At 64.3% G+C, this 19138-nt stretch carries 22 protein-coding genes; 8 read left to right on the forward strand and 14 right to left on the reverse strand.

Annotated elements, in window-relative coordinates; translation table 11 throughout:
• Positions 1-37 precede the first annotated feature (37 nt).
• Complete coding sequence (locus QA609_RS20965; protein ID WP_278304575.1) at positions 38-484, reverse strand: hypothetical protein; 447 nt, start codon at positions 482-484, stop codon at positions 38-40.
• A 192-nt stretch (positions 485-676) separates the two neighbouring features.
• Here QA609_RS20965 and QA609_RS20970 point away from each other — a divergent pair, with 192 nt between their 5' ends.
• The 7 genes from QA609_RS20970 (at position 677) to QA609_RS21000 (ending at position 5203) form a co-directional block, all read left to right on the forward strand.
• Positions 677-1036 (forward strand): hypothetical protein, encoded by a 360-nt coding sequence (locus tag QA609_RS20970; RefSeq protein ID WP_278304576.1) that lies wholly within the window; start codon positions 677-679, stop codon positions 1034-1036.
• 116 nt (positions 1037-1152) lie between these two features.
• On the forward strand, positions 1153-1497 hold the full coding sequence (locus QA609_RS20975) for a cupin domain-containing protein (protein WP_278304577.1): 345 nt from the start codon (positions 1153-1155) through the stop codon (positions 1495-1497).
• A 135-nt stretch (positions 1498-1632) separates the two neighbouring features.
• The gene (locus QA609_RS20980) at positions 1633-1791 is read left to right on the forward strand and encodes a hypothetical protein (RefSeq protein ID WP_278304578.1); all 159 of its coding nucleotides are present in this window, start codon (positions 1633-1635) and stop codon (positions 1789-1791) included.
• A 105-nt stretch (positions 1792-1896) separates the two neighbouring features.
• Positions 1897-2784, forward strand: coding sequence for a DMT family transporter (locus QA609_RS20985; protein WP_278304579.1), 888 nt, complete (start codon positions 1897-1899; stop codon positions 2782-2784).
• 90 nt (positions 2785-2874) lie between these two features.
• Entirely contained in the window at positions 2875-3216 is a 342-nt protein-coding gene (locus tag QA609_RS20990; protein WP_278304596.1) for a CBS domain-containing protein, read from the forward strand.
• 46 nt (positions 3217-3262) lie between these two features.
• The gene (locus QA609_RS20995; RefSeq protein WP_278304580.1) at positions 3263-3667 is read left to right on the forward strand and encodes a hypothetical protein; all 405 of its coding nucleotides are present in this window, start codon (positions 3263-3265) and stop codon (positions 3665-3667) included.
• A gap of 591 nt (positions 3668-4258) precedes the next feature.
• Complete coding sequence (locus tag QA609_RS21000) at positions 4259-5203, forward strand: glycerophosphodiester phosphodiesterase (protein WP_278304581.1); 945 nt, start codon at positions 4259-4261, stop codon at positions 5201-5203.
• Between the two features lie 464 nt (positions 5204-5667).
• On the opposite strand, the gene phnE (QA609_RS21005) is transcribed toward QA609_RS21000, so the two are convergent.
• The 8 genes from phnE (QA609_RS21005) to QA609_RS21040 all read right to left on the reverse strand — a co-directional run bounded on the left by phnE (QA609_RS21005) (position 5668) and on the right by QA609_RS21040 (position 13731).
• Complete coding sequence (phnE, locus tag QA609_RS21005; RefSeq protein ID WP_278304582.1) at positions 5668-6465, reverse strand: phosphonate ABC transporter, permease protein PhnE; 798 nt, start codon at positions 6463-6465, stop codon at positions 5668-5670.
• A complete protein-coding gene (phnE, locus tag QA609_RS21010; protein WP_278304583.1) occupies positions 6465-7289 on the reverse strand; it encodes a phosphonate ABC transporter, permease protein PhnE in 825 nt (274 codons plus the stop codon). The genes phnE (QA609_RS21005) and phnE (QA609_RS21010) overlap by 1 nt, the downstream gene beginning before the upstream one ends.
• A 32-nt stretch (positions 7290-7321) precedes the next feature.
• On the reverse strand, positions 7322-8155 hold the full coding sequence (gene phnC / locus QA609_RS21015) for a phosphonate ABC transporter ATP-binding protein (protein ID WP_278304584.1): 834 nt from the start codon (positions 8153-8155) through the stop codon (positions 7322-7324).
• A 36-nt stretch (positions 8156-8191) separates the two neighbouring features.
• A complete protein-coding gene (gene phnD, locus QA609_RS21020; RefSeq protein WP_278304585.1) occupies positions 8192-9310 on the reverse strand; it encodes a phosphate/phosphite/phosphonate ABC transporter substrate-binding protein in 1119 nt (372 codons plus the stop codon).
• 110 nt (positions 9311-9420) lie between these two features.
• Positions 9421-10113, reverse strand: coding sequence for a hypothetical protein (locus tag QA609_RS21025; protein ID WP_278304586.1), 693 nt, complete (start codon positions 10111-10113; stop codon positions 9421-9423).
• A gap of 82 nt (positions 10114-10195) precedes the next feature.
• Positions 10196-11440 (reverse strand): MgtC/SapB family protein, encoded by a 1245-nt coding sequence (locus QA609_RS21030; protein WP_278304587.1) that lies wholly within the window; start codon positions 11438-11440, stop codon positions 10196-10198.
• Positions 11437-12234 carry an HAD-IIA family hydrolase gene (locus QA609_RS21035; RefSeq protein ID WP_278304588.1) on the reverse strand — a complete coding sequence of 266 codons (798 nt, stop codon included), beginning with the start codon at positions 12232-12234 and terminating at the stop codon, positions 11437-11439. The genes QA609_RS21030 and QA609_RS21035 overlap by 4 nt, the downstream gene beginning before the upstream one ends.
• 1080 nt (positions 12235-13314) lie before the next feature.
• Positions 13315-13731, reverse strand: a complete 417-nt coding sequence (locus QA609_RS21040) for a hypothetical protein (RefSeq protein WP_278304589.1) — start codon at positions 13729-13731, stop codon at positions 13315-13317.
• 307 nt (positions 13732-14038) lie between these two features.
• Between QA609_RS21040 and QA609_RS21045 the strand changes: the two genes are divergently transcribed.
• Complete coding sequence (locus QA609_RS21045; RefSeq protein ID WP_278304590.1) at positions 14039-15403, forward strand: TIGR00341 family protein; 1365 nt, start codon at positions 14039-14041, stop codon at positions 15401-15403.
• 328 nt (positions 15404-15731) lie between these two features.
• Here QA609_RS21045 and QA609_RS21050 read toward each other — a convergent pair whose 3' ends face one another.
• The 5 genes from QA609_RS21050 to QA609_RS21070 form a co-directional block, all read right to left on the reverse strand.
• A complete protein-coding gene (locus tag QA609_RS21050; protein WP_278304591.1) occupies positions 15732-16109 on the reverse strand; it encodes a nucleic acid-binding protein in 378 nt (125 codons plus the stop codon).
• Positions 16106-17272: a thiolase family protein gene (locus tag QA609_RS21055; protein ID WP_278304592.1), complete on the reverse strand. Its 1167-nt coding sequence runs from the start codon at positions 17270-17272 to the stop codon at positions 16106-16108. Before QA609_RS21055 ends, QA609_RS21050 begins: the two co-directional genes overlap by 4 nt.
• Positions 17269-17871 (reverse strand): HTH domain-containing protein, encoded by a 603-nt coding sequence (locus QA609_RS21060; protein ID WP_278304593.1) that lies wholly within the window; start codon positions 17869-17871, stop codon positions 17269-17271. The genes QA609_RS21055 and QA609_RS21060 overlap by 4 nt, the downstream gene beginning before the upstream one ends.
• Entirely contained in the window at positions 17858-18073 is a 216-nt protein-coding gene (locus QA609_RS21065; protein ID WP_278304594.1) for a helix-turn-helix domain-containing protein, read from the reverse strand. Before QA609_RS21065 ends, QA609_RS21060 begins: the two co-directional genes overlap by 14 nt.
• A 288-nt stretch (positions 18074-18361) precedes the next feature.
• Positions 18362-19027, reverse strand: coding sequence for an ABC transporter ATP-binding protein (locus QA609_RS21070; protein ID WP_278304595.1), 666 nt, complete (start codon positions 19025-19027; stop codon positions 18362-18364).
• Between the last annotated feature and the right edge of the window lie 111 nt (positions 19028-19138).

A 19138-nucleotide genomic window follows, 5' to 3' on the forward strand; every position in this document is an offset into this window, starting at 1 on the left:
CCACGCGACGCCGGCTCGGGACCAAGCACGTGAGGCGCTAAACGACGAACATGACGCCTTCGAACTCCGTTCCATCGGGCGTCGTACAGCCGATCTCGTACTTGCCGACGAACGGGAACTCCCACGAGTGGCTCGTTCCGTGGTCGTCTCCCGACCACCCGCAGGGATCGGGCGTGTCGATCGGGTATATCTCGTAGCCGATTTCACCCCACGTCCACGTGACCTCCGCCATCTCGTCGACTTCGACGGAATCCGGTTCGAACCGCGCCTCGCCGTCCGGAGCGACGGCGATTTCGACCGTTTCCTCCCCCGTTCGATCGACGAGCTCGTACTCCTCGCGCTCGTCGAGACGGGTGTCGTACCCCGCCTCGTCGTCGTCCGCCTCGTCGTCGGACGTGTCCGCTTCGTTCTCGTCGTCTCCGAGACATCCGGCGAGACACGCGGTCGTGCAGACGGTCGCGACGAACGCTCTGCGAGAATTCATCGGTTTTCGTACGTCCGGCGGAATAATAACGGTTCGTTCCGATTCCCAGATAGTCGGGAATCCCTCGGCTGTCGGTCGACGACACCCGTAACTCTGGGCGGTTCGCCGAGCGGGTCGACTGCTCGAGGAACCTGCCCAACCGGCACTCAAGTAGACAGTTTCATTGTAATCGTCTCCGTTCTGTAGAATAGTATGCGAACGACGACGCGGTTCGGCGTTATCGGTCTCGTGGCGGTGCTCGCGATCGGGTTGCTCTCGGCGGGTGCAGTCGCTGGCGGCAATAGCGCCACCGACGACGTGACTCAGGTCGGTAGTATCGACGCCTCGCTCGAGGACGAACACGTCGAGCTCGACGGTCTCGAGCTCTCTTCCGACGGACTCCCGTCCTACGAGATCGACGAACGGGCGTACGACCTCGAGTCGGCTGGCATCCAGAGCGACGGGGTCACCGTCGACGTCAACGACCGAACCTACGAGATCTGCTCGGTCGACATCTCGCTCGAGAACGTTTCGATAACGGTATCGGACATCTCCATCAACGGCGACGAGTAGGCGGCGACCGGCAGCACCGCATCGGTTTTCTGCAGGACTGTACCGCGAGGAGTCCCTCGTCCCGTCGTTCCATCGTCGAGGAAACAGTTATCCAGACCGGTGTGGTGACACACGACATGGTCGAGGAGTTCACGGTCAAATCGTTCGGCGCTCCCGACGAGACGGTCTCGTTCGACAACGGTCGGGCCGAACGCGTCGAGCTGGGAGGGCGAACGTTCTGGCGTTCGACGGTCGAACCCGGGTGGCTGTTCTCCAGGGACAACGCCTCCGAACTGGGAACGGATCGCTGCCCGAACCCACATCGTCTCTACATGCTCGCCGGGCGCATGACCGTCGAAACCGACGACGGAACCCGGAAAACCCTCGAGCAGGGAGACGTCGCGCTGATCCCGCCGGGACACGACGCGTGGGTCGACGGGGACGAACGGGCCGTCTTCTTCGAAGAAACGCTCGGAACGTAACCACCCTTCGAGGCGGTGCCTGGTCGTCCGTCCGCGACAATCGGAGACCCGTCTGTCGAACGGGTGGCGATACTGACGGGCGCCGATACTGTTAAGTCCCACCTTGTGTATTGATAGCACATAACGTGATCTGAGATGCCAACCTGCCACAACTGCGACACCCCGATCTCGGCGAACTTCGTCCGCGTCTTCGGCGACAACGACGGCTACCTCGAGGGCTGTATCCACTGCCTGAGCTCGGCGGAACTCACCGGGGCCGACGAGGAGCGCGATTCGACGGCGCTGTTCGCCTGACCCTCGGACGGATCGGCCGAGTCGGTTCGGTCGTCGGTCGACATCGAGAGCCGGCGGACCGTGTCTGATAGCAATTTCTATGAAGGTGTCCCGAGACGGCCCCATATGGGCACCGTCTACGAGTGGCCGTCGCCGGCCCGCGACCGGCTCGGAATCCTCCTGGTCGTCGTCTCCGCGGTGGGGTTTGGAACCCTCGGAATTTTCGGGCTCTACGCCCAGGAGGCCGCGCTGTCGATCCCGACCGTGCTCGCGTTCCGGTTCCTGCTCGCGGCGGTCCTCGTCTGGGCGCTGCTCGCGGTACAGGGACGGTTGACGCTGCTTCGCGGACGGACGTTAGCGATCGCGCTCGGACTCGGCGCCTTCGGCTACGCGACCCAGAGCGGGCTCTACTTTCTGGGGCTCGAGTACATGACGGCGGGGCTCGTCGCGATCGTGCTGTACACGTACCCGGCGTTCGTCGTCGTCCTCGCGATCGCGGCCATCGGCGAGCGCGCGACCCCCGTGATGCTCGTCGCGCTCTGTCTGGCCCTCGGCGGCGTCGTCCTCGTCACGGGGGCCGACCCCGACGGCGCCTCGCTGATCGGCGTCGCCATCGTTCTGGGCGCCGCGATGGCCTACGCGGTCTACATCACGGTCTCCCGGGCGCTGCTCGACAGGGTCGATCCGCTAGTGCTGACCGCCTACGTGCTTCCCGCGGCGGGCGGAACGTTCCTCGCGATCGGCACCGCTACCGGCGAGTTCGCGGTTCCGACCGCGCCGTCGGCGTGGCTGATTCTGCTGTGTATCGCCGTGGTCGCGACGGCGCTGCCGGTCGTCACCTTCTTCGCCGGGATCAAGTACGTCGGCGCGAGCCGCGCGGGGATCATCAGTACTGTCGAGCCGCCAGTCACGGTCGCGCTCGGCGCCGCGCTCTTCGCCGAACCCGTCACGGCGGCGACGCTCGCCGGTGGCGCCCTGATACTGATCGGGGTCGTCCTCCTCGAGCGCGAGTAACGCAAGATGCGCATCGGTCACAACACCAATACGGGATCGTTTCGTAACGGGTGTATGGACACTGAGAGCAGGACACAGGTTCGGGACGTAATGTCGACGCCGCTCGAGACCGTCTCGAAGGACGCGACGCTGACCGAGGCGGCGTCAGCGATGCGCGAAAACGAGATCAGCGCGCTGGTCGTCCGGACCGACCCGCCCTCGATCGTGACGAGCACCGATCTGGTCGCGGCCGCCGCGGACGGTCACGATCCGACGACGATCGACGTCGACGCGGTGATGACCGAATCCGTCGAGACCGTGCCGCCGGACCTCTACCTCGAGGAGATCGCCGCGATGATGACCGGGCTGGGAATCACCCACCTTCCGGTCGTCGACGGCAACGACTACGTCGGCATGATCTCTTCGACCGACGTGACCGCGCAGCTCTCCTGATCGACCGAACGATAGCTATTGAGTGCTCGGTATCGAACGGGAACCCATGACCGATCAGTACTCCCTCCTCGGCGTGTACGTCAGTCGGCCCGTCGCCGACGCGCTCTCCGAGGCCGCCTACGAGTCGGCCGGGGTCGTCGACCTCGAGGACTACTTCGCGGAGACGACGGCACCCATCCCGACGGGCGATCCCGGCGCCGAAGCGACCGACGAGATCGTCGCCGACGTCCTCGCCCGCTTCCCCGGGCTGTACGACGCCGCCGAGTTCGACGCGGTCGAGCGGCTCGAGCCCGACGCCTTCGACCTCGTCCAGCTCGCGGCCGCACCGGACCGAGTCGCGAACGCTCGAGAGCGGTTCCGCGCGGCGGCGACGGTTCGGGACGCGGATCTCCGCACCGTCCAGACGGCGATCCTCGCGGCCGCGCTCGAGGTCGATCCCGCTCCCTCGTGACGCGGCGGAAGCGACGGTCGTGGCTACCGGGCTCGATCTGTCACGTTCGAAATCGGAGAGCGGTGCTGTCGTACCGTCTCGGCGGACATACGGGTAACCGGGTCGTGTAATCAAAAGGGTGGGGAACGGAGCGGGAATCGCACTGGGAAACGCGATTCCAGCAGACGACAGGGGATTACGCGGCGTGGGGTGGGAGTGGGGGTGCCGCGTCGGGGGGTGGGTGCGAGTGAACGACGGTACTGAGGTCGTTCGGCTGGCAGGGTGGCCATCGGTGGGTGATGGGTGGTGGGTGGGTAGGTGGTGGGTGGTGGGGTGGCGTCCTGCCGATTATGCGTAAGAGTGGGATCGTAAAAACGCTCATTCCAAACTGTGTTGGAACTACGCCGTGACGGGACCACAGGTATCCGATTCCGTTCCCGGGAGCGGCAGGTCGCGCGTGCTGAGCGCTCCGACGGGTTCTCGCGTCGGGATCCGCTCACGAACAGTCATCCTTGCCGTGGAGTTAGTGTATACGGAAAACAGTAAACTATCTGGTTTTTGCGATTTATTTATAAAAATGATTATAATTAATTCTGTTGTACGGGTAACGGCATGCAAGAGAATCCGAGTATGTTGAACAGGCGGCGGTTTCTGGCCGGAACGGGCGCGGCCGCGGTCGGCGTCGCCGCCGCATCGGGAAGCGCCAGCGCACGAGCGGGAGACGAGGCCGAACACGACGATGGCCGGAAGGATCGGGCGACGGTGATCGCTCATCGCGGGTTCGCCGACACGTACCCGGAGAACACCGTCGCCGCGTTCGAGCAGTCGGTACAAGGCGGTTCCGACGACGCGGCCGACCGCCGCGGCGCCGACTGGATCGAACTCGACGTCTTCCCGACCTGTGACGGCGAGATCGCCGTCTTCCACGACACGGAACTCGGCGAGCTGACCGACACCGACGGCGTGTTGTACGAGACGCCCGCCAGCGAGGTGTTCGCGGCCGAAGTGCTCGAGAGCGGCCAGACCGTCCCCTCGTTGACCGAGGCGATGGAGGTGATTCCGCCCAACGTCGGCGTGAACATCGACATCAAGGAGGGGTCGCCCGACGTCGAGTTCGGTCGGGTCGACGATCCCGAGGCCGAACGCGAGGAGTGGGAGTGGCTCGAGACGGTGATCGACGTCGCGACCGACTACGACAACGAACTTCTCCTGTCGACGTTCTGGGAGGGCGCGCTCGCTGCCGTTCGCGACATCGACCCCGACGTTCCGGCGGCGTACCTGCTCTACGACTCCATTCAGGAGGGTCTCGACGTCACCGACAAGTACGATACCGAGGGGGTCAACCCGCCGCTGGAGATGATCTACGGGACGCCGTTTTTCGACGACGAGACCTACGAGGAGATCGACGTCGTCGCCGAGGCACACGCCCGCGACCTACCGGTCAACGTCTGGACGATCAACACCTGGTACGAGGTCGAACAGCTGATCGAGGCCGGGGTCGACGGACTGTTCCTCGACTACTCCGAGATCGTCCGATGGGGTGGACTGCAGAGCTAGCTCGGTAGCCGTTCGGTCGACTCGAGTCGGCTTCAGTTCGGAAGGGCCGATCGGAACACGTTTCGAGTATCGAAACTGACGACGCTTCTATCCGACCAGCTAGACGTTCGGCCGACGTTGACCCTGACGCTCTCGAGCGATCCATCCATCGGTGTTGGAAGCGCTCTCTCGAGGTTATAGCGTCTCCGTCTTCCGCTCGTTCCGCGATCGTTTCGAACGCGTTCCACGGACGCCCGTGATACCACGAAACGGCGCTCTCGGGACTCGTTCACCCGAGTACTCCTGTCGTGGGAATACGGGACTGCTCGAGCGATCGCTACCGAGGGCCTCGATCGCGCGGAGTGGTGTCAGAAATAGTGTGTTTATCGTACTCTGTCAAGACGGCAGTGTCTCGAGGCCGACTTCCGTTCACACGACCGAACGCTCGAGTGTGACTCGAGTCGAGAGAAGCGATGAATTCGGGGTTAGCTGACCTTCTTTCGCAGGTACGCCGAGACGACCTCGCTGATGATCACGATTCCGAGGATCGCGATCAGGATCGTGAGGACGTTCGACCACTGGAAGAAGTTGATCGCCGTGTCGAGGTAGACGCCGATTCCGCCGGCGCCGACGAAGCCGATCACCGTCGCCTCGCGGACGTTGATGTCCCAGCGGTAGGTCGCGACGCCGACGAACGCCGGTTTGATCTGCGGGACGATCCCGTAGACGACGACGTCGAGCGGCGAGCCGCCCATCGCGCGGATGGCTTCGACCTGTCCGGCGTCGATCTCCTCGATCCCCTCCGCGATCAGCTTCGAGACGAAGCCGATCGAGCGGAACGCGACGGCCAGCACGCCCGACAGCGCGCCAGTGCCGAAGATCACGACGAAAAACAGCGCCCAGATGATCACGTTCACCGAGCGAGTCCCCACGATGAGGAACTTGCCGAGCGCGTAGGTGACGGCGTTCGGCGTCGTGTTCTCGGCGCCGATGTAGGCGATCGGTAGGGAGATCAGGATCGCCAGCCCGGTCCCCAGGATCGCGATATTGATGGTCTCGACCAGCGGCGGGAGGATCTCCGCGCCGTAGGCGAGGTTCGGCGGGTACATCCGGAGCAGCAGGTCGCCGAGGTTCCGCGGCGCGTCGACGACGAACGTGTACTGGATGTCGAGCGCGCGCCAGGACAGCGCCGTGATCGCGATCGCGACGACGATCGCGAGATACCGAAGCGCGCGTGCCCGTCCGTCGTGTTTCCGCCACGTGGTGGATCCTTCGTACGACATTACTGGACCCTCCGTCGAGCGACCGCGCTCAGGATCTCGCCGAACATGACGACGGCGATGATCGCGAGGATGATCGCGAGACTGAAGTCGTACTCGTACCGGTCGAAGGAGTTGAGCAGGGTGACGCCGATCCCGCCGGCGCCGACGATGCCGACGATCGTACTCGCCCGGATATTGATGTCCCAGCGGTAGATGATCAGCCCGATCATCCGCGGAATCACCTGCGGGGCGACGCCGTAGAGCAGGACCTGCACGGGGCTCCCGCCGAGCGCGCGGATCGCGTCGGCCTGTCCCTCGTCGATGTCCTCGAGTTCCTCGGCCATGAGCTTCGCGAAGAAGCCTGGTGTCGCGATCACGAGGGCGATAACGCCCGCGAGCGGGCCGAGGCCGACGGCGACGACGGCCACGATCGCGAGCACCAGCTCGTGAAGCGACCGCGAGATCGAGACCAGCGACCGGCCGACGTAGTACACCGGCCGCGGGACGAGGTTCTCGGCGGCCATGACGGCGATCGGGATGCTAATCAGGACGCCGATCGCCGTCGCGACGATCGACATCGCGATGCTCTCGATCATCCCGTCCCAGATCCGCCCCCGCGCTTCGGGAGTGAAGTCCGGCGGAAACATCGTCGTCAGCAGGCTCGCCGCGGCGTCCGCACCGCCGATCAAGCGGGCGGGACTGGGGCGTAGCTCCCAGGCGCTCCAGAGCACGAACAGCCCGATCGCGCCGTAGACGAGGTACTTGACGTTCTTGCTGTAGAACACCGTCGGCCGCTCCCAGCTCGAGGGGTAGCCGCCGGTGCGCTCGGGGTCCGCACTACCCATCGATCTCACCGCGGTCGTGCGATCCGTTCATGTTAGAACGACTTCTCCTTGCTCGCGTCGGTGATCTCGCTCGAGGACGACTGGCTCTGTGACTGGGACTGGTCCTCGGTGCCCGTCTCCGCTCGAGATTTGCCCGATCGATAGATCGTGTCCCGTGCGCTCTCGTCGAGTTCCGCGGGAGTGCCATTGAAGACGACCTGTCCGTCGGTCAGTCCGACGATCCTGTCAGTGTAGTCGAGCGCCAGCTCGACCTCGTGGATGTTGATCAACACCGGGATATCCTCCTCCCTGGCGATCTCGGTGAGCATCTCCATGACCTCGAACGACGTTTCGGGATCCAGGGCGCTGGTCGGCTCGTCGACGAGCAGGATCTTCGGACGCTGCAGGATCGCTCGAGCGATCCCGACGCGCTGGCGCTGGCCGCCGGAGAGCTCGTCGACCCGTTTGTTCTCCATCCCGCCGACGCCGACGCGATCGAGGATCTCGTAGGCGTTCTGGACGTCTTCGTCGTCGAAGTTCCGCCGGAACGCGTTCCAGCTGCTCATATATCCCAACCGGCCGGAGAGCACGTTTTCCATGACGGTGAGGCGTTCGATGAGGTTGAACTCCTGGAAGATCATTCCCATATCGCGTCGGGTCTTTCGGAGCTCCTTCTTCGAGAGCGTCGTAAGCTCCTCGCCGTCGAGAACGATCGAGCCGGACGTCGGCTCCGTGAGGCGGTTGACGCACTTGATGAGCGTACTCTTGCCGGCGCCGCTGGGACCGATGATCGAGACGACTTCGTTTCCGTCGACCTCCATCGAGACCCCCTGTAACGCCTTGTCGCCGGTCGGATACACCTTTTCGAGGTCAGTTATCGTAAGCATGAATTGAAGTAAATTTCGAGAGTAGTCGCCGCGCTGTTAGTCGATGTCGCCCGGATCGGTCAGGTCCACGTCGTTTGCCTCGTGGGTGACCAGGATGTCGTGCCAGTGAGTCGCGTAATCGATCTCGGTGAACTGGCCGCGTCCGTCGAACTCCTCGGCGAGCTCCGTATCGGAGTAGTCGTACTCGAGGAACGCTCGCTCGATTCCCTCCTGGACGTCCGGGGGAAGGTTGTACCGGTAGGAGAACCCGGTGGTGACGATCGGGTCGCTCTGCCAGACGACCTTGATGTCGTCCGGGTCGACGTCGCCGCGGTCGGCGACGCGGGTCACGCAGTAGCTACAGACGGGTGCGACTTCGTGGTCCTGGTGGTACACCGACAGGATGAGATTCTCGTGACTGCCGATGTGTTCGACGTCGTAATCCTCGTCGGGCTCGACGCCGAACTGGTCCTCGAAGATCGCCCGCGGCATCAGGTTCCCGGAGTTCGAGGACGGGTCGCCGTGTGCGCCGTTCCGACCCGCGAAGTCCTCGACGGAGTTGATGTCGGTGTTGCTCATGTGAGTGATCGCCCAGAGGAAGTAGCCGGCGTCCTCCTCGGAGACCTGGATTGCGAACGGAACTGCTCCCGCGAGGTTGACCGCGAACGGGAGCGGCCCCGTCGAGAATCCGGCGATGTGAAGCTGTTCGCTGCGCATCGCCTCGACCTGCGCCGCGTAGTTCTCGACCAGGTTGTTCTCGACGTCCCGGCCGGTCTCCTCCTCGATGTTCTCGATGAGAGGATCGAACATTCCCTCGTAGGCTGCCGGGTCCTCCGTCGGCGTCATCGCGAACAGCAGCGTGTCCGGATCGATCAGTTCGTCCTCGTCCTCGGGCGTCTCCTGGACCGGGTTACCGTACACCGGTTCGTCGCGCTCCTCGAACCCCTGGATGTCCTCGACGGTCCCGTTGTCGTAGTCCATCAGCGTCGACATCCGCTGTGGGAACTCGGGACTTTCGGGGTCCCACTCCGGGAAGTCCTCGTCGGCGTCGTCCGGAATCCCGCCATCGTCGTCCTCGCTTACACAACCAGCCAGTGCACCCGTCGCCGCAACCCCGGCCCCCGCCAGCAGGTCCCGCCGGCAGATACTACAACACGGTATGTTCTCTCGAGCCATTGCGAAATGGTATTGTAAAACCTGATATTTATAGCTGCCGGTTTAAAAAGAAAAGCGGGTAGAGCCGTACCCTCGAACGGTATCGGCCAGCCCGGTCGGCGGCTCCGCTGCTACGATAGCCGGGACTTGAGCCGGGCACTCAGGGGCTTCATCTGCCGGTACGACCGACCCTCCCAGACGAGATCGCCGTCCGGATCGATCGCGTACAGGGGTTTCTTCTCGAGGGACTGGCTCAGGTAGACGAGCCACCCCTCGTCGCTCGAGTAGAGTCGAGCGTGGCTGGGGCTGGCCCACGTGCTCGTATGGGTCAGTCGAACCGACCCGTCCGGGACGTCGATCAGGTACGTCGTCTCGTCGGGCGATTTCGTCCGAACGACCGCGATCCGACCGTCTGCGGAGAGGTCGACGTCCGAGACGTTCGCGTCGAACTGCCGGACGAAACGCGAGTTGCCGTCGGCACCGAACACGCGAACGGTGCCGTCCAGTTGGTCGGCAGCTCCGCCTTCGAGGATCAGTACCGTCCCGTCGTCGGCAACGAGCCCGAGCGTCGGGTGCTCGAGGGGATTCGTCCACTCGAGGGACCCCTCCCGGAACAGAAAGCCCCGGGACTGACCGTCCCGTCCCGGAGTCCCGTACGCGATCGACCAGTCGCCGTCGGCCGACGTCGTGCGGCGACAGACGTACGTTTCGCCCTCGTAATCGACCGTCGTCCGGTCGGACCGCCCGGTGTGGTCCAGCCAGGGACCGTCCCGGTCCCACTCGAGCCCGGGTGTCGGGTCGTCCTCGTTGCGTCCGAAGAGCATCGATTGCCGATAGGTATCGGGTCTGCCGGCAAAACGCTGCCGATGATCCGGAACCGGGCTCCGGACGGGATCGTCTCCGCACCTACAGCAGCAACACGGGTGCGCCGAAGACGACGCCGACGCCGATCAGGACGAGGTTCCAGAACAGTACCGGTCGAACGAGCTCCCGGGAGATACTCGCGGCGAAGAACGTCTTGACAAGGATGCTGGCCGCGGTTCCGGCGATTACGCCGGCGACGGCCGCGTTCTGCGAGATCTGACCCGTGCTGACGAGCGTGACGGCCGTCGTCGTCGCGGTTCCGCTCGAGACCAGCCCGGCCAGGAACGTCGTCGCGAGGAAGCCGGTCGTCCCGAACAGCTCCTCGGCGGCGACCGAGAGCAACAAGACCGCGAGAAACAGCCCACCGAAGGTGAGCGCGTTCCGGAGGCTGAACGGCGAGTTGAGGTCGGCCTCGAACTCCGTCCGCCAGTCACTCTGCCAGATCGCGATCCCGACGCCCGCGATCGCGATCGCACCCAGGGGAGCACCGACGATGATGGCGGCCTCGGGGACGAACGCGATCACGATCACGGCGTTTCGGACCGCCATCGCGGCGTTGGCGAGCAGGATCGCGCCGACGGCCAGTCCGAGCAGTTCCGACTGGTTGGTCGCACGCTTGCCCATCTCGGCGACGACCGCCGTCGAGTTGACGAGGCCGCCGAAGAAGCCGGTGACGGCGATTCCGCGCCCCTGGTACTTCTTGACCAGCACGTAGTTGACGAACCCGATCGCGCTGATCGCGATCACGAGCGACCAGATCAGCCGCGGCTGGACGGCGCCCCAGGGGTCGATCGTCTCGTCGGGCAACAGCGGGTAGATGACGAACGCCAGGATGACGAACTCGACGGCACTTCGCATCTCCTCCCGGGAGAGCCCCCACGCGAACTCGTGGAGCTCCCGTTTCAGGACGAGCAACAGCGACGACAGCACCGCTACCGTCACCGATTCGATCAGGAACCCGTTAGCAACGAGCGCACCGATACTGTAGGCGACCAGCATCGAGACAGACGTCGTCAGCGAGAGCCCGTCGATCTCTTCCTCGATGAAACTCTGTACGGCCAGTAGTACGGCGTGTGCGATGATCAGGAGGCCGCCGACGAGCAACAGCCCCTCGTGATCGATGATCGTAAAGACCGCGGCAAGCAGACTGATCAGCGCGAACGTTCGGATCCCTGCGGACTTCTGGGACCACTCGCGCTCGAGGCCCAGGAACATTCCGAGCAGCGTCGCGATGACGATCTTGGCTACGTCCTCCTCGAGGTGGACGAGCAGGTCGAAGTCGATCATGGTCGAAGAACCGATTCGATCTCGCCGAGCGATTCGAGGACGTAGTCCGGTTCTATCGTTGATGCCGAAACCGCATCCCGGTCGGTAACGCCCGAGAGGACGAGCACCGTCGTCATGCCGGCGGACAGGCCCATCTCCACGTCGGTCTCGAGTCGGTCCCCGACGACGAGACATCGCTCGGGGGTTACCCCGAGTCGTCGGACGGCGGCCTCGACGGCGAACCGCGAGGGCTTTCCGAGGACACCGTCGAGTTCGCGACCCGTCGTTCCCTCGATCGCGCCGACCGTCGCCGCCGTATCCGGGATTTCGCCGGTCGCGGTCGGACACGTTCGGTCCGGATTGGTCGCGTAGAACCGCGGGGCGGACTCGCCCTCGAACGCCTCGAGAGCCGCACGGATGTCGGCGTACTCGAGCGATCGATCCATCGACGCTAGAACGACGGTCGCTCGGTCGGGATCGTTCGTCACGTCGACTCCTGCACGTCGGAGCTCCTCGACGAGTGCCGGCTCGCCGACGACGAGCGCGGAATCCTCGGGATGGGCCGTCGCGAGGTAGTCGGCCGCGATCCACGCGGCGGTGACGATTTCCTCGGTCGTCGCGTCGATACCGAGCGTCCGAAGCCGGTCGCGGTAGACCGAGCGATCTTCGATCGGGTTGTTGGTCAGAAAGACTAGATCGAGACCCGCCTCGCGGAGCTGCTCGACCCCCTCCCGGGCACCAGCGACGGGCCGATCCCCGAGGTAGACGGTTCCGTCGAGGTCGATTACCGCTCCCTCGAGTGCGCTACAGCTCATCACGTCCCGTCCGTCGATCGTTCCTTCCGAGATGATTCGTCGTGTGCATACGAACGCGAGTTCACGAACTGGTGTATGGCCGACCGTCGTACCTATATCTTACTATATAGCACTACATAGTTGTCGTCCAGGCGTACGGAAATCTCGGATCCGCTCGTTCGTTCGATCTCCGCGGGCTGGCGGAGTGCAAACGGGTTCGTCGGCGAATCGGCGCGGTCAACAGTCGGAGTAGCGGACGGGTCCGACGCTCGGTCTCGAATCTCGCCGCCCAGTTCCCCGTCCCGACTCTGCGAATGCTTCTGTGTGTAGTTTGAATATTCTACCCCGACGGTGTTTGATTGGCCGGATTTCGGACGGGTCGTTACTGCTTCGCAACAGTATCCGGATTTGTGTTCTAACACCGCTTCGGGCGGCCGCTCTCCGTCGGTCGTGATAATTTAATATGTAGAGAATTACTGAAATAGAACATACTCGCCGAAGCAGAAGCTCCGCTACCAGAAGAACCGACTTATATCGGGGTTCTCGAGCGCTGTACAGCCGATATTACTGCTAAATATCTACAGAAAATAGTACTATATTCGTATATATAGTGGTATATAGCAGCCTGTTTACAAAAGTATGTATGTAAGATCATACCCCGCCGTCGGTTTCCGTCGCAACCGCGACCGAACGGCGGCAGTATTCCGAAGCGGAGTTCGAAATGTAACGTGTATTTTACTACTCAGTGAAACCGTCCGAGTTAAAGTACCGCTTCAATTACTTCTTTGAACGGTGATATCTATATCGGTATATTGTATTTCTTACAAACTACTAATCCGACGACGAAATCGTCCGAGAGCTACTTCCACCGTTCGCCCGTTCGATTTTTCTCTCGAAAGGATCACCGTATACTGGACGCCATCACTCCGTTAGATGTGTATCATTCGATAATATCTGCATCGAGACGTAATCGAAACCATCGAATATCCAATGCTTTTGAAGGTCGTCGCCCCGCGTCTAAATGGCAACCCTCGAATACGTCTACCGGCTCGAGTTCCGTGGAGTGACACACGAACCGTCCGGCGCTCGACGGACCGGAACTCAACACGAACTCGCGGTCGTCGTCTCGAGTCCGTGCTCGGAGACGATGATCTCGGTTCGAGCGTCCGCACAGTCCGTCGGCTGCGTGACCGAGGTCTCGCTCCGTCCGGTCTCGGTCTCGACGATCAGGTCGTAGGTCCCGGTCTCGAGCAGCGTGACCTCGAAGGCGTCCTCGGACGGGAGCGTCTCGGTCCGCTCGAGGGCCGTCTCGCCGTCGCGGCGGAGTTCGATCTCGACCGTTCGCTCCTCCGGGCCGGCGTTGCGGACGATCACCTCGGTTCCGTCTTCAGCGTCGCCGTCGCCGACAGTTACGTGCTCGCCCTCGGAGTCCATTACCTCCGAGAGCGCCCCGAGACAGCCGACCAGCGTCGTGATTCCGGTTCCCGCCGTTAGTCCGATGAGGGTGCGCCGATCCATACCGGAAACACGCCGTCTTGGGTAATGTTCTCTTTTCACGGAATCCGATCTGTCAACCCGCCGAATACGGGTGTTCGGTCCGTGGGCAGGACGAGCGACCGGAATCAGTCAGCAACGCGGAACCTCGAGAAGGGGAGCGTTCCGTCGGAACCCGCTCGAGACGACCGTGGGCGCCACTACCGACGATTCGCCGAGGCTGTATCGACCCTCATCGCGACGGCGACCGGGACCGACGCGCGGAGACGCACGAACCGAACACGCAGTTTCCGACCGAGGATCTTTGCTGATCTGTCTCCAGTTCGATACAGTGCGACACATTCAGGTCACGGTGCCGGTAGGCAAACGTGGGGCGGTGCTCGACGTGCTGGACGAGGAGGGGATCGAGTACGTCGTCACGGAGGAACACAGCACCCGGGAGTACGACTCCGTCGTCTCGTTTCCGCTGCCGACGAACGCGGTCGAACCGATCCTCGACTCCCTCCAGGAGGTCGGTATCGAGAACGACTCCTATACGGTCGTCACGGATGCCGAGACCGTTATCTCGAGGGACTTCGACGAACTCCAGCAGGAACACACCACGGAGTCGGTCAAGGACGAGGAGATCTCCAGACAGGAGCTACTGACTCGGGCGGAGGAGCTGACGCCGACCTACAGCGTCTTTTTCGCGATGACGCTGATCAGTTCGATCGTCGCGACGGTCGGACTGCTGCTCGACTCGCCGGCGGTCGTCGTCGGCTCGATGGTGATCGCGCCGCTGATCGGGCCCGCCCTGAGCGCGTCCATCGGGACCGTCGTCAACGATCGCGACCTGTTCTTCAAAGGACTTCGCTACCAGTTCTCGGGCGTTCTCGGCGGGATCGTTATCGCGGCGATCGTCGCGTGGCTCTTTCAGTCGATGTTTCTCGTTCCGCCCGGGGCCGAACTCACCGAGATCGACGAGGTGGCAGAGCGGATCGCCCCGGAACTGTTACTGCTGCCGGTCGCTCTGGGAGCTGGCATCGCGGGCATTCTCAGCCTCGCGACCGGCTTCTCGGTCGCGATCGTCGGCGTGATGATCGCCGCCGCGCTGGTGCCGCCGATGGCCGCCGCCGGCATCGCGCTGGCCTGGGGGATGCCCGCCGCCGCGCTGGGTTCGACGGTGCTCGTGCTGGTCAACCTCCTCGGGGTCAACCTCGCCGGCCTCGCGACGCTGTGGTACATCGGCTACCGACCCGATAGCGGGTTCGGGATCTCGATCGCACAGCGCCGCGTCGTCAAACAGGCCGCCGTCTTCCTCGCCGTTATCGTCGTCCTCTCGCTGTTTCTGACCGGCGTGACCTACTCCTCCTACCAGATGTCAGCCTTCGAGGAGACGGCGACCCAGGAGTCCGAGGCGGTGCTGTCGGAGTACGACGACGCCTACCTGCTCGAAGTCGACGTCCAGGTCCGCGAGGAGGGACTCCCGGTCGATAGCTCGCTCGACGCGACCCAGCAGATCGACGCCGTCGTCGTCGAAGTCGGCGGTCCGCCGGGAACGTACGACGCGGAGCTGATCGACAGGCTCGACGAACGGATCAACAAGCAGACGACGGGCGACACCGCCGTGCAGGTTCGCTTCGTCGCGACCGGCGGCAACGACGCCTACCTCGAGGGCGACGAGCCCGGAATGGACGACGCGGACGCCGACACCTGACTCGTCTCAGACGGGTTCGGCGTCGTCGGACCCACATCGCGGACACCGCTGGACGGCCGAGTCTTCGAAGCTCGTGCCACAGCTGCGACACGAATCGCGACTCGTCTCGACCCCGCTCGTGCCACAGACGCCACACTGTCGACGGGTCGCTTTGAATTGAGCGCTGCAGGACCCGCACCTGTACGTGCCTCACATGGAGTACGGACCGTCCCGAACGGCGAAAGGAGTTTTGCCGTCGCGAGCAGCGCTCGAGCCGGCGATCGTTCGCCTCGAGCGCGAGTCCCGTCCGCTGCTCACACGTCGGGCCGCGGGCGGACCGAAACGGGTCCTACACCGGTTCGAACCGGTAGCCGTCCCAGTCCTGACTCTCGGGTTCCCTGATACCCGCACCGGGTTCGCGCAGCTCCTCGGTGTAGATCGGTTCGACCTCGTCGCCGGTCTCGACGTCGCCGTTTTCGAGTTGGACGAGCGCTCGGACCGACGTCTCACCGTCCTCGACGACGTCGCCGAGGTCGAACTCGACGATCGCGAGGTGGTTGGGCTCCCGAACGCCCGGCGGCGTCGCGGTGCTGGTCGTCCACGTCACGACCTCGGCGGTGTGTTCGCTCAGGTCGATCGTGCCGGCCGGCTCCGCGCCGTTCCGGCTTCGCGGGTGGCCGGGGTAGCTGATCGTGCCGTCGTCGTAGCGGGTCGCTTCCATCGTCATCGTGCTGCCTCCATGATGGTCGTGATAACGCAGTTGCCGAAGCCGCCGACGTTACAGCAGAGCCCGACGTCGGCCTCGACCTGTCGATCGCCGGCCTCGCCGACGAGCTGTTCGTAGATCTCGACGCCCTGGGCGACGCCGCTGGCGCCCAGCGGATGGCCCTTCGACTTGAGCCCGCCGGAGGTGTTGACCGGCAGCTCGCCCGTATCCCGTTCGGTGTACCCCTCTTCGACTAACTCCCAGGCCTCCCCCTGCTCGGCGAAGCCCAGGCCCTCCATCTGCAGGAACTCGAGGATGGTGAACATGTCGTGGAGTTCCGCGACGTCGATATCTTCAGGCCCGTAGCCGCTCATCTCGTAGGCGCCCTGCCCGCTCTCGACGACCCCGCCCATCACGGTCGGGTCCTCGCGCTCGTGGACGACGTGGGTGTCGGTCGCGCCGTCGACGCCCGCGGCGATCGCGTACTCGTCGGTGTACTCCTTGGCAACGGACTCCGGACAGAACAGCATCGCCGCGGAGCCGTCGGTGATCGGACAGAAGTCGTACAGCCGCAGCGGATCCGCGACGATCGGCGACTCGAGGATCGTCTCGACGTCGACCTCCTTCTGGAACTGCGCGTGGGGGTTGTCCACGCCGTTCCTGTGATTCTTCGCCGCGACCTTTGCCAGACTCTCTCGGGGCGCGTCGAAGCGCTCGAGGTAGTGACGCGCGGTCATCCCGGCAAAGGAGGGGAGCGTCACGCCCGCCTTGTACTCGACGGGGTGGGCGATCGAGGCGATGATATCGGTTGCCTCGCCGGTCGTCCGGTGGGTCATCTTCTCACCGCCGACGAGTAGCGTCATCTCGCTCGCTCCGCTCTGGATCGACTGCCAGGCGGCGTAGATCCCCGCCCCGCCGCTCGAGCTGGTCTGGTCGACGCGCTGGGTGTACGCCGGGATCGCGCCGATGTCGTGGGCCAGCGCGTTCATCACGCCCGTCATCCCCTCGAACTCCCCGCTGGTCATGTTCGAGACGTACAGGTGCTCGACCTCGTCGGCCTCGACACCCGCGTTCGAGAGACAGTCGAGGCCGGCCTCGGAGAGCAGCTCGAGGATCCACTCCTCGCGTTGCCCGAACTGGGTCATCGAGGCGCCGATCACCGCGACGCGGTCGGTCTCAGTCATCGTTCTCCCTCCAGGAGCGTCACCTGATCGCGTCCAGCCGTTTCCTTCGTCGACCTCTCGAGGAGGGGACCGGAACTGCGTTCGGCAGCCGAGAGCCACTCCTCGACGGTGTACGTTCGCTCCGTCCCCGCGGCCGTCCGATCCGTGTGCGGGACGACGCCGCGAACCGTCGCCGATTCGTTACCGTTCGATTCGTCGTCCTCCTCGTACTCGTAAAGCGCGAGCGCGACGATCGGAACTCGAACCCGCTCGCGCGGGCCGGAACTCGGACAGAGCGGCGACGACGGGAGTTCACGTCGTCGGAACGCCGGCTCGAGCGAGCACCCCCGCCGTTCGGCCCAGTGCTCGAACTCGGCGACGATCTCGCTGCGCGTCGACTCGCGGCCGTCGCCGTCTACGCGACGCTGTGCCGGCCACCGAACGATCCGGTAGTCGTCGATAGCGCCGTCGTCTCGCAGTTCCTCGAGTCGGTCGACGACGCGACCGACCGCGCCGTCGGCGGCAGCCGGAACGGTCGATCGCACGTAACAGTCGATCCGAAGACTGCCCTCGGGATCTGCGGTCGCGGTCGGAACCGCCGTTCGCTCACCGGCTGACATACGTCCCCTTCCTCCGCTTGGCGTACCCCTCCGCAACCAGCGACGAGAGGATCGGTAACAGTGTCAGTTTCGATAGCCCCAGCAGCTGCTGAAGATCGTTCGCCGTCGCCTCCCCCGTCTCCAACAGCGCCAGATAGACGAGTTTGGCCTGTGGTGATCCAAGCTCATCTGGAACCGCTAGCTTCTGTTCGCTCGTGGACATCACAGAGGAGGGCAACGGCCTGTGATATAAATATTGGCTGAACTGTGTCCACGAACACCACGGCTGTCGGTATCGAACGACGGAGAGAGGATCGGCAAAGAGGTGATGTCCACGAGTGGCCGTCAAACGACGGCCAGCCGTGTGCGGCGGTTCCAGAGAGCGTCTGGATGGTCCGCATCCTACCGAACGTGAACGAAGGATAAATTCCCCACTCCAACACAGTTTGGAGATCCGATCGGCGGGCGCGTCCTCGGGCGGACGGCCGTCGGCGTTTCGGGCGGCCTTCGCCTACTCCTCGAGCAGCCGTCCGTCGCGAAGCGTCACGGTTCGATCGAACAGCCCCTCGAGCGACGGGTCGTGGCTGATCGTCACGAGCGCAGTACCCACCGACTCCTGGACGTCGACGAGCAGTCCCGCCACGCGCTCGGTCGTCTCGGGATCGAGCTGCCCGGTCGGCTCGTCGGCCAGGACGACGTCGGGCCGGTTCGCGAGCGCGCGGGCGATCGCGACCCGCTGTTTCTCGCCGCCGCTGAGCGTCGCCGGATACCGATCCGCCCGATCGGCAACGTCGAGGATCTCGAGCAGTTCGTCGACCCACGCCTCGTCGCGGTCGCCGCCGTGGTGCTGGGGCAGTACGGCGTTCTCGCGGACGGTCAGGTCCGGCACCAGCTGGAAGTCCTGGAAGACGAATCCGATCGCGTCCCGGCGCAGCCGGGCGCGCCGACGCTCCGAGAGCCCGCTGGCGTCCGTTCCGTCCACCAGCACTCGCCCGCTGTCGGGCGGCTCGAGCAGCCCGAGTACCGAGAACAGCGTCGACTTCCCGGCGCCGCTCGGCCCTCGGACGAGCGTCCGCGAGCCGGCCGGGATCGACAGGGACAGCGCCTCGAGGATCGGCTGGCCCCCGCGACGCATCGAGACGTCGGTCGCGGCCAGTACGGGCTCGTCGGAAGTCACGGGGGTCGATTGGAACCCGTCGCTCAAATAGCTGTACCTCTTCGGCGAACGGCGGCGTCCCGAGGCGGACTCGAGGCCGAACTCGACGCTACGACGATCCGTCGTACGGAC

It is taken from the genome of Natronococcus sp. A-GB7 (genome assembly GCF_029688865.1).
Lineage (GTDB): Archaea > Halobacteriota > Halobacteria > Halobacteriales > Natrialbaceae > Natronococcus.

What these genes read in the sequence shown, in the direction of transcription:
- QA609_RS20965 (WP_278304575.1), bottom strand. Translation starts at nt 484, where the DNA reads ATGAATTCTCGCAGAGCGTTCGTCGCGACCGTCTGCACGACCGCGTGT.
- QA609_RS20970 (WP_278304576.1), top strand. Translation starts at nt 677, where the DNA reads ATGCGAACGACGACGCGGTTCGGCGTTATCGGTCTCGTGGCGGTGCTC.
- QA609_RS20975 (WP_278304577.1), top strand. Translation starts at nt 1,153, where the DNA reads ATGGTCGAGGAGTTCACGGTCAAATCGTTCGGCGCTCCCGACGAGACG.
- QA609_RS20980 (WP_278304578.1), top strand. Translation starts at nt 1,633, where the DNA reads ATGCCAACCTGCCACAACTGCGACACCCCGATCTCGGCGAACTTCGTC.
- QA609_RS20985 (WP_278304579.1), top strand. Translation starts at nt 1,897, where the DNA reads ATGGGCACCGTCTACGAGTGGCCGTCGCCGGCCCGCGACCGGCTCGGA.
- QA609_RS20990 (WP_278304596.1), top strand. Translation starts at nt 2,875, where the DNA reads ATGTCGACGCCGCTCGAGACCGTCTCGAAGGACGCGACGCTGACCGAG.
- QA609_RS20995 (WP_278304580.1), top strand. Translation starts at nt 3,263, where the DNA reads ATGACCGATCAGTACTCCCTCCTCGGCGTGTACGTCAGTCGGCCCGTC.
- QA609_RS21000 (WP_278304581.1), top strand. Translation starts at nt 4,259, where the DNA reads ATGCAAGAGAATCCGAGTATGTTGAACAGGCGGCGGTTTCTGGCCGGA.
- phnE (WP_278304582.1), bottom strand. Translation starts at nt 6,465, where the DNA reads ATGTCGTACGAAGGATCCACCACGTGGCGGAAACACGACGGACGGGCA.
- phnE (WP_278304583.1), bottom strand. Translation starts at nt 7,289, where the DNA reads ATGGGTAGTGCGGACCCCGAGCGCACCGGCGGCTACCCCTCGAGCTGG.
- phnC (WP_278304584.1), bottom strand. Translation starts at nt 8,155, where the DNA reads ATGCTTACGATAACTGACCTCGAAAAGGTGTATCCGACCGGCGACAAG.
- phnD (WP_278304585.1), bottom strand. Translation starts at nt 9,310, where the DNA reads ATGGCTCGAGAGAACATACCGTGTTGTAGTATCTGCCGGCGGGACCTG.
- QA609_RS21025 (WP_278304586.1), bottom strand. Translation starts at nt 10,113, where the DNA reads ATGCTCTTCGGACGCAACGAGGACGACCCGACACCCGGGCTCGAGTGG.
- QA609_RS21030 (WP_278304587.1), bottom strand. Translation starts at nt 11,440, where the DNA reads ATGATCGACTTCGACCTGCTCGTCCACCTCGAGGAGGACGTAGCCAAG.
- QA609_RS21035 (WP_278304588.1), bottom strand. Translation starts at nt 12,234, where the DNA reads ATGAGCTGTAGCGCACTCGAGGGAGCGGTAATCGACCTCGACGGAACC.
- QA609_RS21040 (WP_278304589.1), bottom strand. Translation starts at nt 13,731, where the DNA reads ATGGATCGGCGCACCCTCATCGGACTAACGGCGGGAACCGGAATCACG.
- QA609_RS21050 (WP_278304591.1), bottom strand. Translation starts at nt 16,109, where the DNA reads ATGACGATGGAAGCGACCCGCTACGACGACGGCACGATCAGCTACCCC.
- QA609_RS21055 (WP_278304592.1), bottom strand. Translation starts at nt 17,272, where the DNA reads ATGACTGAGACCGACCGCGTCGCGGTGATCGGCGCCTCGATGACCCAG.
- QA609_RS21060 (WP_278304593.1), bottom strand. Translation starts at nt 17,871, where the DNA reads ATGTCAGCCGGTGAGCGAACGGCGGTTCCGACCGCGACCGCAGATCCC.
- QA609_RS21065 (WP_278304594.1), bottom strand. Translation starts at nt 18,073, where the DNA reads ATGTCCACGAGCGAACAGAAGCTAGCGGTTCCAGATGAGCTTGGATCA.